This is a genomic window from Myxococcus sp. AM009, assembly GCF_013372605.1.
Classification (GTDB): domain Bacteria; phylum Myxococcota; class Myxococcia; order Myxococcales; family Myxococcaceae; genus Myxococcus; species Myxococcus vastator.
This window is the reverse complement of record NZ_JABXEP010000035.1, coordinates 5,795-22,838: the sequence shown is the minus strand read 5'-3', so window position 1 is coordinate 22,838 and position 17,044 is coordinate 5,795. Positions and strand designations below refer to the sequence as shown.

General features: G+C 67.7%; 1 protein-coding gene (only partly in view). It reads right to left on the bottom strand.

Annotation, left to right across the window (positions count from 1 at the left end; genetic code table 11):
* Positions 1 to 17,044, bottom strand: the 5' portion of a protein-coding gene (locus tag HV824_RS11630) for an Ig-like domain-containing protein (protein ID WP_176423289.1). It extends 13,685 nt beyond the left edge of the window; only the first 17,044 of its 30,729 coding nucleotides appear in the window; its start codon is at positions 17,042 to 17,044; its stop codon lies beyond the left edge, outside the window.

Genomic DNA, 17,044 nt, shown 5'->3' with positions numbered 1-17,044 from the left:
GAGCGCCTCGAACCACGACGCGGCTGCGGACGAGCGCCTCGTAGGAGGTCACTGAGGCGTCGACCAGGATGCGCCCCAGGCGCACGCCCTCACGGTCGTAGATGGACAGGGAGAGACCATCGCCTTGTGGGCCCACCACGTTCGACGTCAGCGCGAACAGGCGCTCCGGTCCCAGCTCCAGCGCCAGGGCATCCGCATCAAGCGACACCGTTCTGGAAACCAGCATCGCAGGCGAGCTGGCATCGAATACCTGGACGTAGCCGGCGGCCACCGAGGGGTCCACGGTTGCGACGAACGCATCGGTGCCTTCGATTCGCACCGCCGTCGCCCACCCTGAACCCGCGCCGCCCTGCGCCGTCGCGACCTGGCGCATGAGCACCGGCGCATCCGAGCGCGTCACGTCCACCACCGCGAGTCCCGCCACGTCATTGGCCAGCAGCGCCAAGGCTCCATCCACGTCCAGGTCTCGCACGGGAGAATGGGTGGTCAGGCCCCCCAGCCGAAGCGGACGCTCTTCCAGACGGACATCGAAAATCTCGAGGCCCGACTGGCCTGATGTGGAGACACCAACGTAGAGCGTGTTCCCCACCAGCTCCAGCGCCGATGCAACGCGCGGCGGGAATCCGGGCAGGTCCATTCCCACGCCGATCGGCAAGTCATAGGAGAACGTCCCGACCGGAACGCCAGGACACGGCGTCTGCGGTGCATCGTCGCAAGGCGGGACGAGCTCAACGGACTCGATTCCCGCACCGGTCGCCTCCGGAGTGGTGAACTCCAGCGAAGACAGATCGAGGATGTCCACGTCGACCGCAGCCTTGTTGCCCACACGAACCGTGGTCCCCGGAGCTACCGCGCGGGCGGACATCGAGACGCGAACCCGCGTGTGTCCCTCCACCGGACCATGGTTCGGGCTGAGGGTGACCTGGCCGGGCAGCGGTTCGAGCGCCAACAACGCCGCGGGGAAATACGCCTCAGGGAGCCCTTCATCCACCACCCAGAGATCCACGGGGCCCGCGGTCAGCGGCGGGAGCGTGAACCGCAGCTCGCTGTCAGTGCGAGACGTAATGGACGCCACCTGATTGGCGGAGAGCTTCACGGTGCTCACGCCCAGGAGCCCACTTCCGCTCAGGGTCACCTCCTGTCCCCCTGCTGTGGAGACCGTCGAAGGTGACACCGTGTCGATAACCGGTTGGCGGGCGTTGGCCTTGCCAGTGACGAACGTCGTTCTCAGCGGGATCAACAACCCGCCCGCGCGCTGATCCGTGACCGCCGTATCCACCTCCAGGTGGTACGTGCTCTCGGGAAGCAGAGGCGCCTCGAGTGACGCCACGATGGCGAAGTCGAGCTGTCCCGGAATGTCGCGCACGCTCAAGGTCAGGGGCACCAGCGCGCCATCAGGTCCCCTCAAGCGAACCGTGCCGCTCGTGACGGTGGACTCGGCGATCGGCCGGTTCATCTGGACCACGAGCTGCGGCAGGCTGGGTGGCACGCGCTCACCCCGCGCAGGGCTGTAGCCCGTCACCAGCATGAATGGCGTTTCCAGCTCCGTCAGTTGCTGTCTTCCCGCGAGCAGCAGGCGATCTCCCACCGTGAGGGAGTCGAACGCGGTCTCGGTGTTGCCGCCACTCAACAGGTGCGGATCACGTGGATCAGACACGTCCACCAGCACGACACCGCCCTCATTGGCGGCCACGAACAGCACGTCACCCACGAGCCGCAAACGCTGCGGCTGGCCCGGGGTGTTGGAGAGCGTCGAGTCGAACTTAATCTGGGTGACGTACTGGGGTGACGCGGGGTTGCTCACGTCCACGAACGTGAGGCCGAACTCGGCCGAGGCGACAATGGCAACGCCGTCATGCACGACGACGTCCGTGAGATTGCCTTCGATGGCAATCGACCCGACGACCTGGGCATCAGCGCCCGCGGAGCTGTAGATGTGGAGCCGGTTGTTCTTCGGCAGGGCCTCGCGGTCCTTGTAGGCCGTGCGCTGACCGTAATCGAGCGAGTGGTCCGGCAGCGGAGGCATCGGCTGGGATGCGTCGCACTTCACGTACAAGACGCCTTGGTGGTCGCCCGTGACCACGTAGAGCCGCCCGTTCTTCACGGTGGCGCCGTAGGGCTGGAAGTCTTCGCCCCCTCCCACCTGGGAGACCAACAGCGGGTCTTCGGGATGTCGCGCGTCCACCAGCAGCACACTGCCCTTCGCCCCGATCTGTGGCTGAACAGGCAGACAGAAGCTGGGAGGCGGAACGTCTGGGTCTCCCTGCAGACCATTGGCGAGCACCCAGGCGCCCACGGGCGTAGGCACCACCCGCGAGGCCATGAGCTCATTGGCGGTGCCCAGCTTGGCTCGGCCCAGGAGCTTGAGGCTTTCGAGCGTGCCGTCCGGCTGCTGTTGCGTCGTGCCGCGGCCGTCGAGGACGGCCAGTCCGCTTCGCCCGTTGGCGACGTAGAGCGTGTCGCCAGAAATCGCCACGTCGAGCGAGTCCGGCATCAGCTCGACATCTGGCAAGGGCGTGCCCCGCGGCAACCGGCCCTGGAGCACGGCGACCAACCGGTCAATCTGCGCGTCGTCCTCGCGGTTCGAGTTCACCACCTGGGCCCCTGCTGCCCGTGGCCTCGTGGCGAGCTGCACGTCGAACGCCGCCATGCGGTAGGACTGGGGCACGGTGCCCCCACCCGTGAGCGTCCCCAGGTAGGCCTGTTCGAACTTGTTTCCGCTGATCGCGGAGCCTCCCGCAGAATAGATGAAGTACGGAGACAGCGGACTGCGGGTCAGCGCGCCCGGCCGAACCGACAGCGCCTTCTCCTCGCCGAGGAACGGCAGGCCGTAGCCCACGCGCTCTGGCGCCGCGCCGCGGTCAACTCCGTCTGGCGCGACGACGACGACGGGTGCGTCACCAAACGACCCCGGTCCCGCCACGGCGCGCATCCGGGTCAACGAGAGCACCTGCACCTGGGTCGCAAGGATCCCCCGCACCCGCACCTGGGTAGAGCCCAGCGGATGTGCCCAATCAGGGAGGAACCCTTCTCCCTCGATGTCCACGGTGCTGCCTCCGCGCGGGTTCAAGAACCGAGGGGTCGCGCTCTCGACATACAGGGGCAGCGTGTACAGGTAGCCGCCCTCACGGCGCGCGCTCAGCCCCGTAGCCACGTTGCGCACCACCACGTCCGCCAGGCCCGGAGCCCCCGCGGGAACATTCACGGTGATTCGTGATGACGAGCTCGCCAGGACAGCAGCGCGGACACCTCCGATGTACACCTCGGCCGATTCATCGAAGTCAAAGCCGAGCAGCTCGCTGATGCCACCGCCCGACACCGGCCCGACTCGAGGAACCAGCTGGGAAATGCGCGGCGCCGCGCCTTCCGCGGCTGCACTCCAGAAGTCCACGAAGAACGGCGCGACAAGCGGATGCCCCGCGGTGCTCTCGAGCGTCTCGCTGAGCGTCAACCGCAAGGGAACATCGGCGGGCAGGGGCTCCTTCAATCGGAACACGATGGTGCTGCGCGCATCCTCGGTCGTTCCCGCTTCCTTATCCCCATCCACGACGACGCCACCGGCAGTGAGCTGAAGCGCGGAATCAACGGTCGTCGAGTCCACCGAGGTGGAAAGCGTTACCGTGATCGCGCTGAGATTCAGTGGCACCACATCACCGGGTGAGACGCTGGCGCTGACCACGGAAAGCTCGGTGCCTTGACCGAAGTCCAGGGACCACCCACCGCCTTCGGCGCGCTGGCGCAAGCTGACCACGCGTCCGCCCGGCGTCACCGCCGCGGCAAGCGTGCTGCCCGCGTGTGCCCCCGTCACATGGCGCAACAAGAGGGGCGCTCCGGGGGTGCTGATGTCCACGATCGCCACGCCCGCGGTGCCCGCTGACACGTAGGCCAGGTCTCCCACCAGGCGCACGTCGGTAGCGAAGCCGTGGACGTCAATCGAACTCACCTGGGTGGGTGCGTCCGGGTTGCTCACATCCACCAGCACCAGCCCCGCAGAACCCGCCGCCACGGCCGCGAGCGTGCCGCGCAGCCGCACGCGTTGGACGTTCAGGTCGAGCTCCCCGCGGACCGTCAGCGGGCCCTCGACGGACAGCGTTCGTAGCTTCCCACCGGACACGGTCCCCGCCGTGGTGCGGGTGCCCACACCCGCCACGGCCAGCCCGCCCTCCAGGGCGATGGCCTGGGCACCAGGCTCGGACACGTACTCCCGAATGGGGAACGGCGCGTGGGTGATGTCGAAGGTGTGGAAGCCCGCGTTTGCCGCGGCAGCCAGCAGCCGGTCTCCACGGGCATCCACGTCATAGACTCCCGCCCCTGCAATACTCCTCTCGGTGACGAGCAAAGGCTCAGCCGGATTCGAAATGTCGAACTCGTAGATGGCGCCCGCGTCAACACTGCCGTCTTCATCGACACCGCTGGCGAAGAGCCGGTCTCCCTCCGCCCCCGGATAGGACACCGCCCAGAGGTCGCCCGCGCCCAACGTCCCGATGATGCGGTCGTCGCCACCGATGCCGTCCTCATCCACCAGCTCGTCCTGGCGCTCCGGCGGGATGGCGATGCCTTCGCCCGCATTCGGGCCGCGCGTATACACGCCCGACATGTCCACGACATGCAGGCCGTTGCTCCCCACCACATAGGCATAGGAGCCAATCACCACGGCATCACGCAGCGTGCCGTTGAGCGCCACTGACGCGCCCGTGGGCTGATCATAGGTGAAGGCGTCCTGAAGGGTTCGGGTCGTCCCATCCGGGTTCTGAACCGTCACATCCGCGGCCCCCGCAACACCGTTCGGCGTGTAGACCTCCAGCCGGTTGAGGCCCAGGACCCGCACGAACTGGCCCTCGACACCGTTGAATCGAACCACGACCGGCTCGGTGACAGAGAATCCATGGCCTTCGATGAGCACACGTGTGCCACCTGACATGGGGCCACGCGCGGGCGCGACACTCGTCAGCGCCAGCTCCCGTGTGTAGAGGAAGGCCCCTGGAAGGATGACGGACACGCCCGCGGTGCTCGTCAACTCGAGCGTCGCGGCGCCTTCCGTCCCGGCGGGCGTCAGCATCGACACCGCCGTCCCATCCTCGGAGACATCGATTTGGGTGGCAGGCTTACCGTTGAAGACGACCTGCATCCCCTCAGAGAAGCCGCTGCCCTCAATGGTCAGCTCCGTGCCCCCTTCGACAGGTCCCTCCCGCACGGAAAGGCCTGAGACACTCATCCTGACGGCATCGCGCGCACCAGCCGTCGTGAATTCCAGGACATAGGTCCCCGGCATCACCGCGCCGGTGCCAGCCCCCCCTTCGACGACCTCGCGAATGCCCTTCACCACCAGGCGGTAGCGCTTCGTCAGCCCCAGCTCGCCGCTATGAGAAATCACCAGCTCGGTTCCGGAAGCGCCGACCGTCCCCGTGACATCCTCGCCCTCAGCCGAGCCGTTGAGTTCGTACAGTCGGGCAGAATTGACCCCTGATTCCCCCAGGGCGACGGGGACGTTGAACGTCAGCCGCACGGACTCCGTGGGACGCACATCCTCTTCGCCATTCGCGGGTGTGCTGGACACCACGACCGGGAAGGGCAACTGGACGACGGCGAGGCCATCATTCGCCTGGTTCCGATGGGTGGCGGAAATGGATGCCACGGCCACGTCCCCGTCAATGTCGACGTCGGAGAGGTTCGTCGCCGGGAACAGGTCGATGGCGTCAATCCCGCGCGGCGCCGCCATGTTGGAGGCGTCCACGAACTGCAGTGATGCGGGACTGCCCACCGTCCCCATGGGTGAGGTGATGGCCGCGGCCACGTGCGGATGGGCTGCACCACCCACGAAGAGGCCTGACCGCATGAGCGGAGGCACCACGGCGTGGACATAGGGCCGTGAGGACGGCACGAGCGATACGGTCCGCAGTGAGCGCGACGCAGCAAGGGCCTGAGGACCCCGGATGGCCATCTCACCAAAGTCTCCTGACAGTTCGCCTACGGCCGAGAAGCCAGGCGTCGCGAGATCCACGAGCAGCGTGCTCGACAAGCTTCCTCGCGTGGCGTGCAACAAGGCATGACGGCCGGCCGCCGCGACCTTCGTCACCGATACCGGTCCGAAGACGCCCGCCATCAGATAGTTCTCCTTCGAGCCCAGCAGCAACGGCCGATCCGGGTTCGAGATCGAGAACACCTGAACGCCGGCATCCCCCGCCGCCACCAACGCCAGGTCTCCAACGAGCGCCACGGCGTGCGCCGTCCCAGGGAACGACACGGGCGGCAGAGAGGTGGGGGCGTTCGGGTGCGTCAAGTCGAACACCATCAGGGCGCCTTCCCCCTCACCCGCCACGTCTACATGCGGCAGCTCACTGCCGTTGGCCACCACGTAGGCACGCTTCCCACGCACCGCCAGGTCCACGGGCTGGTACGGCGGTTGGATGGAGACGCCCCCCATCACCGAAGCATCGGCTGGCTCCGAGACGTCGACCGCACCGAGCCCGCCACGGATGCTCCGGGTCAACAGTTCCGTGGGCGACTTCGCCGCGGTGTAGACCTGCGCCGCAGACAACACCCAAGCGGTCTTGTCCTGAAGTGCCACGGCCACTGGCGCCCCCCGCGACAAGACATGGGCGGGCTGCGTGTCTCCGTGTACCTGAGGGCTGTGGCGCCCGATGACGCGCGAAACGGCCAGGCGGCTATAGAGGAACGCCCCCGCGGTGTACGCGCGCTGGCCGTCAGGGTTCGTCACCACCACGTCCGCGGGCCCAAAGGTGCCCTCGGGGGTCACCGCCTCCAGGAGGCCCGGCGCGAGCACTCGGACCTGTGTGGCGGGGATGCCGTTGAACGTCACGGTCGCGTCGCGCTGGAAGCCCGCGCCAGAAACCTCCACATGCGTGCCACCGGCGACTGGACCTGAGGCGGGCGCGACGAATGAGACCTGCAACATGGGCAGGTACACGAAGCCCCCAACGAGGACCCCTTCTCCCCCATCCGGATTCACCACCGTCACGAGCGCCGGACCTTCACTCCGAGCGGGCGTCACGACGGTGATGCGCTTGTGGTCTTCGCAAACCTCCACCACCCGAGCCTCGGCGCCAGCGAAGTACACCCGGGCCCCCTGAGCGAAGTGGTCTCCGTGAACCGTCACTTGTGTGCCACCCTCGAGTGGCCCGGCGGATGGCGACACCTGGGAGATTGCGGGAGGAGTCCCCGCGGTTGCCCGCGTCTTGAAACTCGCGACGAAGGGCTCGGCCAATGCCGCTCCATTGACGTCCTTGACAGCCGTCGTCACCGTGACGAAGTACCTCGCGGACACCGTCAGCGGGTCTGTCGGTGTCAGTGTCACGGTCCGTCCATCGGCTTCGAGCGCGGCGGGAATCAAGCGCCCCAGCAGGGCATCGCCTTCTCGGAGCATCACGGACTGCTCCGTCACGTGCCCCGAAGACGGTGGCGTGGAGAACTCGATGGCCACGGGGGCATTCACGGCGACCTGCGCCGCGCCGTCCTCCGGGCGCATTCCAGTCACCGAGAGGCGCCTCGGGAGGAAGGCCGCTCCGCCCGTCTGGCCGAAACTGGCCACGGGGACGCCGGAGATGACCGCAACGTCGCCTGCCTTCGGCAGATTGGCCTTCATGGGCCGGAGTGCCACGGTGCCATCCGCGCGCAACGTCGATGCCGACAACAGTCCCTTGGCCGGCTGGCCGTTCACATCCACCAAGGAGGCGGCCACCACCGCCAGGTTTCCACTCACTGCCACGTCCGAAAGTCCCGTCGCGAAGAGGGACTCCCGTTCCGACCGGTGCGAGAGGAGTGAGCGAACCAGCGGTTCGCTGGGACGCGTCAGGTCCACGACCGCCAGCGTCGCGGCGGCGTCACGGCAGGCCACGTATGCACGCGTGCCTTGCGCCACGACTCGCACGGCTTCACCCGGCAACGCGATGAATCCGACTTCCTTCATCCCGGGCGAGCGGAGGTCATGCACCCGCAGACCCGCCGGGCCCCCCGCCACCAGGAGCAGGTCTCCATGAACCGTGACGTCGAGGGCAGGCCCTTCCGTGGGAAGTGAGCTCAGCCGGATCGGCGCGGCCCGGACGCCAATGTCGACCACGGCGACGCCTTCGTCACCATTGGCGACGAAGGCGAGGTGCCCCGCGACGGCCACGCCATGAATGTTCTCACCAGGCAGGTCAACGGTGCCAAGGCGCAGGGGCAACACGGCCGGTACGCCCGACACGTCAATCAGGGTGAGCTGTGGCGGATGCGGCACCGCTCCACCCACTGCAGTGGGCCGGGCCGTGGCCACCACGGCGAGCCCTTGCACCAATGCGGCGGCACGCGGTGGACCGTCCACGAAGGCGAGCCCCAGATTCGTCGCCGTGCCTTGGTCCACCTGGGTGATGGCGACCTGATGGTTTGATTCCCGGACGGAGCCAATCAGCAGACGCCGCTCGGGCCCCGCCCGTAGGAACGACTGCGTCCCCAGTTGATGGAAGGGGTCGAACTCGAAGGCCGGCGCCATGCCGATCTCGACCTTTTCGGATGCCGATTCCCCGCGGTTGCCCGTCGGGTCTTCCGCGGCGGCGCGGAACTCCAGCACGTCCCCTGCCTGCCCCGAGGGGACGGACCACTCCACGCCATACAGAGGGCGATTGGCGGGTCCTCCCGAGGAGACCGTGGTCAACCCCACGACGCCCCCGTCGAGGATGAACTCCACCTTGGCGATGGACGCGTTGTCGGAGGCCCCGGCGGTCAACGCCATCGTGGTGCCCTCCGTCACGACGTCATGACCCGGGGGATCCACGAGTTCGACTTCGGGAGCGACCGTGTCGCGTACGGTACCCAGGTGCACGGGCGCGGACTGGGCCTCCTGGTCCGCGGAGTCAACCGCCACCGCCGTGAGCACCAGCGTCCGGTTTCCACTTCCCAGTTCTGGATGGAAGGTGGTGGTGAAGACGGTGGGCTTGCCGGCGATTCCGGCGGGCGCCAGGGCGGTTCCGACACTCTTCCCGTCCACGAAGAAGTGGACGGCCTTCACGGGCCCTTCGAGGTCCGTGGCATCTGCCTCCACTCGCACCGGTGTGCTTTCGAAAATCGCACTCCCGGCGAAAGGCCGGGTGATGGCCACCGTGGGCGGCTGATCTCTCTGGACCGAAGCGGAAACCGGGTTGCTCCACCGCTCCTGGCCCGCGACGTCGACCGCGCGGGCGCGGAACACCAGGGTCGGAAGGGGCTCACTCCCAACCAGTCGTTCGGGCGTGTAGATGAACTCAAAGGGCAACTGATTGCGCCGCCCCACTTCGACCTCGGCCTCCCCCGGACGCGTGACGAAGAAGCTCACGCTGGCGACCGCGACGTCATCCGACGCCTCCGCCACCAGGGAGGAGGGACGGCCGGCCACCATCTGGGCAACGGGCCTGAGCTCAACCTCTGGAAGCTCGTCTTGCACCACGCCCACCGACACCGAGGCGGACGACACGTTGCCGGACGTATCCGTGGCCGTTGCGTTGATGGCCACGGCCTGTCCCGCCTGGTCTGGAGGCACGCGATACGAGAAGGCGTAAGGCGGCGCGGGCATGGTGGCGTGGAAGTCCCCGTTGAGCGCGAAGTCCACGCGAACGACGCCGACGTTGTCGTCCGCGTCCACCTCGACGCGAAGCACCTGCCCAGCCGTGATTTCCGACTGGTTGGCGGGCGTCCGGAAGGACACCTCCGGCGGCGACGTGTCGGCCTGGACCGCGACCTGCACCGCCGGGGCCAGGGCCTCCTTGCCCGTCGTGTCCCGGGCGGTGGCCCTCAGCGTCAGCGTGCGCCCCGCCGAGCCATAAGGCAGGGGGACGCGGAAGCGGTGCGGCGCGGTCGTGCTGGCGAAGCGCAGCGTGCCTCCGATCCCTCCCTCCACCGTTGCTTCGACCGAGGCGATGCCCACATCGTCCTGGGCGGCCACCACGAAGGCAAAGTCCCTGCCTTCCGTCAGCGTGACACCTTCCCGTGGCTCGGCGATCGCAACGGTGGGAGCCCGGTCGTCCACGACAGGCAGCCGAACCACCTGGCTGCGGACCTCGTGGTTGAACGAGTCCCGCGCCACCGCTTGCAGCTCAAGGGCGTCCCCGCCTTCGGGAACGTCGACCTGGAACACGAAGGGCGGCGCCCGAAGCACCTGCTCCATCATCACGCCGTTGACCCGCAACTGGACGCTCGTCACGGCGACGTCGTCTTCCGCCGATACCGTGACGGTCACCGCGCTGTGCTCCACGACAGGACTGCCATCCACTGGAGAGAGCAGCGACACCGCGGGCTCGCGGTCCCGAACCACGTCCACCAACTGAAGCGCCAAGGCGTCTTCATTGGAGTTGCCCGCGGAGTCACGTACGCGGACGGCGATGAGGTAAGGCGCGGAATCTCCCGCACCCAGTTCACTCAGCCGAGGAACAGTGAACTCCGCGCGCACCACGGGGCTCGAATACGAATAGCCCTCCATTTCACCGGCGGAGTCCGTGGAGAAGCCGCCGGCGCTCCGAATGACGTGGAGCTGGTTCAACGTAGGCCCGACGAGGATCTCGAGCTCCTCGACAAAGACGTTGTCGATGCCAACGGCCTCGACGACGACCGCGCTCCCTTCAACCAGATCCGCGCCCAACGAGGGCCGGAGGACGATGGCCTGGGGCGCCACCACATCCGCTACCACGCGGACGACGTGTTCCCGTAGCGTGTCATGGCCTTCGAAGTCCGTGGCCACGGCACGCACGGTGATTTCAGTGTCCGGGCGGCTGGGATCCAACGCCACGAATCCAGGAGGAAGCCGGATGTTGCCTCGGAACTCCTTGACCTTCGACAGGTCCTGCTGGAAGGACATTGGCAGGTAGGTGATGGCAGCCCGGAGCGCCGGGTCGTACGCCTGAGGCAGACTTCCTTCCGAGCCATCCGGCGGCGCCGCGCTGATGGCCTTCGACTCGCTTTGGGAGACGGTCAGCGCCGACTGCCCATTGACGAAATATTCGACCCGGGCCACGCCCGTGTCATCGGCGGCCACGGTGGAGAGCACCAGGGAGACGCTGCCTTCCGTGAGCGTTGCGCCGGGGGCAGGCGTAGCAATGGCCAGCGAGGGCGACTCCGGACGCTTCCACTCAATCACCACACGGTGGGTCGTCTGCGCGCCAAGGGAGTCCGTGGCGGTCACCTGGAAGAGCGAGGGCGCCCCGTCGGCCATGACAGGCGACGTGAAGGTGACAGAGTCGGAGAAGGTACGCGTCCCCACGGACAGCGACTCTGACAGGAGCGTGCCCCCGGCGTGTGTCACGACGACGCTCGCCAAGGAGACGTCGTCCTCGGCGCTGATCTGAATCCTATGGGGCACGCCCTGAAGCAGCCGGACATACCCGCTTCGAAGTTCCGTCTCGGAGATGACCTGCTGTCGCCCGTCGGTCAGGTCGTACCGCAGCTGGGACAACGAGACCTCCGGGCTGCTGTCTCGATGAACTTCGAGATAGAGCGGCTGCGACACGGAAGCATTGCCGGCGAGATCCTCGGCAATGGCCATCAACTGGATTGGCGCACCCTCCGTGGGCGCCGGAATGCTGATGGGGAAGTTGGCATCACGCAGGCCCCGGCCTTCGAGGAGTCCTCTTCGGACCCCATCCACCAGCAGCTCGATCCGGCGGACGTCCACCTCATCCGTGGCTCGCACCTGGACCGTGAAGGGCACTCCCGCCACGAGCGAGGTGTTGGCTGTCGGGGCGGTGATCTGGACCTGTGGCCCCTTCGTATCGGTCAGGGCCGTGACCTCCTGCCCTGCCACGGTCACCGCGCCAGCGCGATCACGCGCCACCACGCTGAGACGCACGGGGCTCGGATGCCAGCCAGCCGGTAGTCGGAAGTCGGTCTGCGCGGGGGTCCGCTTGCCGGGCTGGACGGTCATTGCGAAGGGCTGCACCGTCAGCCGCTCGCCGGAGGCGTAGGCCCGGACCTGCGCGAAGGAGCCCTCGTATCGAATCCCTAATGTCGAAATCGCGGACGCGGCTTCCGTCCCCGTCTCCGGCAGGAACGACACCTGGACGTCCTCGACGCGCACTTCCGCGGGGAACGTCAGGTCGACTTGATGGGAGGCCTCACTCAAATCCACCTGCCGCAGCCCGCCCGGGTGCCTGGACAGGAAGTCCTGGACGAAGGGGCTTTGCTCCATGCCGGGGGCCACCGTGAACACATAGCGAACCACGGCGCGGAGGCCCGCCGCCGCGGTTGGATCGGCACGGAGGACGAGGTGCTGGGGATCCCCGCTCACGACGCCCGTCGTGGGGGATTCGACCTCCAGCGCGGTGGGTCCGGCCTCGAGCGCGAAGACCTGGTTCTGGCCGAACTCCAACCGGACCTTGGCGCCGTGCATGTTCCCACTGGCTCCGGGGGTGGGCAGCAAGAAGCGCCCGTCCTCCGAAACGCTCACGGGCTCGCGAGTGGTGGCCAGCAGCCAGGCCGCGTCGATACCCGTATCCTCTTCAACCTCCACCTGGAGGGTCTGCTTCGCTTCCTCGACGAGCCCACCACCGCTCGAGGGTTGCACCCAACGCACCACCGCTGGGGCATCCGTGACCAGCTCGCAGCTCACGCTCGCATGGGTGGTGCGGCCCGCCGTGTCCGTTGCTTCCGCCTTGGCGGTGTAGCTCCGGGAGCCAAACGAACCCAGCTCGGGCAGGGTCAGGTCCCAGGTCCGCGTGACGCGCGTCGATGGCACGAAGGCGTCCACGGTCAGCGGTATTCCATCCGCGTGCGCGGAGAAGGACTGGACCGCGCCATCATCCGTCACGTCGGCGTAGAGCTTGATTTGAGCCCCAGCCACACAGGACGTGTCCGATGGAGTGCCCTGGAACTTCAGCGTCACCCGGGGAGCTTCGCTGTCCTGGGCCTCGACGATTTCAAGCGCCAGCTCCGACGTAGGGGTGGCGTTGCCCGCCGGGTCGAAGGCCCGCGCCCTGAGCGTATACAGTCCCTGGCTGACACCCTGGAGCTTGAGCGTGCCCTCGAAGCTCGCGAGGAAGCGCCGGTTGACCAGGATTTCTCCCGGCGCAATCGGATTGGGAACGCGAGTCTCCTCGTAGCGCGCATCCTTGGCAGTGAGCGTGGCCGCGCCGCTGGGAAGCGGCACCAGCTTCCCGTCTTGCGCGACGAGTTCGGTCTCGACTCGCGCCACACGGACGTCGTCCTCGACCGCAACGCGCATCCCGAGCGCACCATTCAGCCGAACCGTCAGCCGGGCACCTGTGGCGGGTGGCGCGGGCGCAAGCAGGTCGGCTGTTGGTGATTCGGTGTCGGGCCGCACCGTGAGGTGCACCTCGGCCTTCTGCGTCTGTCCCGAGGTGTCCCTCGCCTCCACCCCCACGGTTGGCGGCGCTCCGCTGCTGACGATGGGGGCCCAGACGGTAAAGAACTGCTGGGCAGTGAGCGGCAGCTGTGGGCCTGTTTCGGGGAGGTCGCCCTGACGTTGCCCCCCGGAGAGCCCCACCATCGCCACGATACCGTCGTCATCACCTACGGTCGCGGCGATGCGAACGTCCTCACCTTCCTTGTAGAAGGTTCCTGCAGCGGGCGAGGTCACCGTCACCACAGGGGGCTGGTCCTCCACGACCGAGACCTCGAGCTCCCGTTCAGCTGTGTGGCCCGAGGAGTCCGTGGCCACCGCACGAAGGCTCAGCTTCTCCCCTGCCAGGTTCGCGCCGACAGGAACGGTCCAATGAAACACCTCGTACAGGCCATCCTTGTCCCGCTGGGTCACCACGCCAAGGCTGTGGGGCGCGAACAACTCCACGTGCTCGACCTTCACATCGTCAGCGGCGGCGACCTCCACGGACAGTGTCCACCCCGCGAAGATGGGTGCTCCTGGCAGCGGCTTTCGGAACGTCACCATCGGCTTGCGGCTGTCCGGCACGACGACGAGCGGGCGTGACGCCGTCGCCACTTCGAACCGGTCCGACGCCCTGGCCTCCAACGTCACCGTGCGCGGAGCGCCCGTGACCTCGAAGGAGAAACGGAAGGGCGCAACGGTGTCCGTCCCCTTCGACTCGCCGTCCAAGAACAGCTCCACCGAATTCACGCCCACGTCGTCCGTGGCGAGCACTTCGACATGGATGAGGGAGCCCACCGTGGCCTCGGATGGGGTCGACTGTGCGAACGACACCTCAGGCGCCGCGTCCGCCTTTGTGTGGATGGTGATTGAGGGGGACACGCCCACGTTGTTCGAGGCGTCATAAGCCTTGGCGCTCAGGAGGTGCGTGGGCGCTGCCTGCAACTGCGCCGCGGTGAGGATGGTGTGGGTGACGAAAGAACCTCGTACCCCTCCATTCGTTCCGGGCGCGGTGTCCGTGAAGATGACTCCGCCGTCCAGGAGGATCTCCACCTTCGAGACGGAGACATCGTCGAGTCCCGCCACCGTGAGGAGGAGGTCTTGCGTCCTGGGGACCGACACTGCGTCCTTCGGGACGACAAAGGACACCGCTGGAGGCTGCGTGTCCGGGACAGCGGAGATATTCACCTGGGTCCGGGTCGTGTTTCCCGCGGCGTCACGCGCCTCCGCGGCAACGGTCAGTCCGGTCGAGGTCGTCACCGAAGGCAGGGTGTAGGCAGCCTCGTAGGGCGCGTTGGTGGAGATGCCGACCGCCACGTTCCCCACCGACCACCGGACCTCGACTGGGTCGGAGGTGTCATCCGTTACGCGCGCGGTCAGGCGGACGCGGCTTCCGCCCACCAGGACGGAGGACTCGGCTGGCGACAAGATGGAGACCTGCGGGGAAGCATTGGCCTTGGCCGTGACGTTGAACAGCCGCGACACCTGCTGTCCCGCGCTGTCTGTCGCCGTCAGTTCGAGCCGCCGGAGCCGGCCCACATCCGCGGTGACAGGTGTCCACGTCAGGTTGAAGCGCTCGCTCCCGGCGGCGGCGCCGCCCAGGCCTCCCCGCGCGACGCGAACGGCATCGACGGTGGTGCCATCAACGCGCAGCGACACCTGCGTGCCAAAGGCCAGCGCGTCGTCACTGACGCTGCCGCTGACCCGAAAAGGCGTCCCAGCCACCGCGTCCGCGGTGGCGCTCCGGGGCTGCTCCACGGTCACCAACGGCGGCGCATCCGCGACCACCCGGACCAGCAGCGTGTCGGACCGGACCAGCGCGCCGCCCCGGTCCAGGGCTTCCATCCGAAGCGCCAGGCTGGACCCCGCGGTGTCACGGCGCGGCGTGAAGCTGAGCTCCCAGAGGGGCACCAGGATGACCTCTCCCGTCGTGGGATGATTTCGGACCTCGACGCGAGGGAGGTCAACAGAGCCCGCGAAGACATCGTCGACGTAGTACCGCACGACCTGGAAGTCCTCGGTCGAGAGTCCCCCACCCATCCAGGCGCCGCTCGTGACGCGGAGCACCTGGGGCAGTCCCTGGACGAGCAGCGCTCCGGGGGTGGGCAGCTCGACGACCACCGGCTGGGTGCTGGGCGCGGGAACACCCGCGACGCGCACCTTGACTGACGTGGCCTCGGTGCGTTGGCCGCCGCTGTCGACGACCGCCGCGGACAGCGTGAGCGTCGCGCCGCCGTAAGGAGGCGCCTGGATCCGCGTTGAGTAGGGCGCTTCCATGTCGCGGCCCGCGGGCACGCCGTTGATGAGGAATTCAACGTAGGACACCGCGAGGTCGTCCGTTGCGGTCGCGTGGAAATCAAAGGACGTACCCGCTGTCACCGTGGACGGAGCCGCTACTCGAATCGTGGGGACGCCGTCGCTCACCGTGACATCGATGTATGCGTTGAAGGCGTCATGGACCGCGCGGACGCGCGCAACACCGGGCCGCAGGCCGGTCACCCTTCCGTCCCCTCCGACGGCCGCCACGTCGGGAGCGTCGGACGACCAGGTGGTGCCCGCGCCTCCTGACGTGAGGTCCACACGCCGCTCGCCGCCGGGCGAGGTCGCATCCGACAGCACGCCCTCCAGGCGCAGCGCGAGGGTCCCCCCAACACGCTCCACCACGGGTTGCAGCGGGAGCACCTGCACGCCGACGAGGTCCGCGTCCGAATCAACGACGACCTCAGCCTCCTCACTCACGCCCGCGAAGGTCGCGGTGAGCACGGCCGTTCCATCATTCCGCGCCTGGACCACGCCTTCCGCCGAGACGACGAAGACGGAGGTGTCCGACGATTCGTATTGGACCCCCTGAAATGAGCCACTCAGGTTGACGTCGCCCGCGAGCGCGAACTGTCCTGTCACCTGCACGGGCGCCGAGGTGCCATATCCCCCCGAGAGCAGCAGGGGTGAAGGGCTCAGCGAGAGCCCCACGAGCGGATCGAACGCGCGCCCGCTGGTGAACTCCACGGCCGACGTGTTCACCACGCGCCCATACGGGTCATGGACCGCGACGTCGACCACCACCACACCATCCGCGGGGACCTGGACCCCAGCGAGCAGCGGAACGATGAAGTCGACCTGACTGGAGGCCTGCTCTCGTGGTCGCGCCGTCAACCGGCGCACGCTGGCGAAGGCCACAGATTCCGCATCGCTGAGACTTCCGTGCACCCGCCGCAGTGCCTCCACCGAGGCCCCCACGAGCGTCAGCTCGGCATGGGACACAGGACCTTGCGCCCCCACAGTCACCACGAGATGCGTCAGGTCCTGGCTCGCATTGACGCGCACAGCGCCCGTGGGCAGCACTGGGGGCTCATGGGTCAAGTCATACCGGACCGCGAGAGGAGTGCCCGTTCCCTCCGTCGCGGGAGCTGCTTCGATCTCCACCACGGCGTCGGCGGGAAGCGCGCCGCGAAGGGGCACCCGCACATGGAATGGCACTGCGCCCGCGAGGTCTTGGTTGACCACCACGTCGCGGACATCCACAAAAGTCCCCGCCGATGCGGACGTGGCTTTCACCGCGACCCGGAGCTGGCGAACGTCCCCTTCGACCGACATGCCCAGGTCGACGGCACTCACGCCAGGCCTCAGCGGCGTCAACGGAAAGACGGTTGCCACGCGCGCTTGCGCGTGAGCGGTCCCCGTGACTACGAGTCCGGCCACGAGCGCGAACAGCGCCAGTCCCCGCTTCAGGTCATCCAGGAGCAC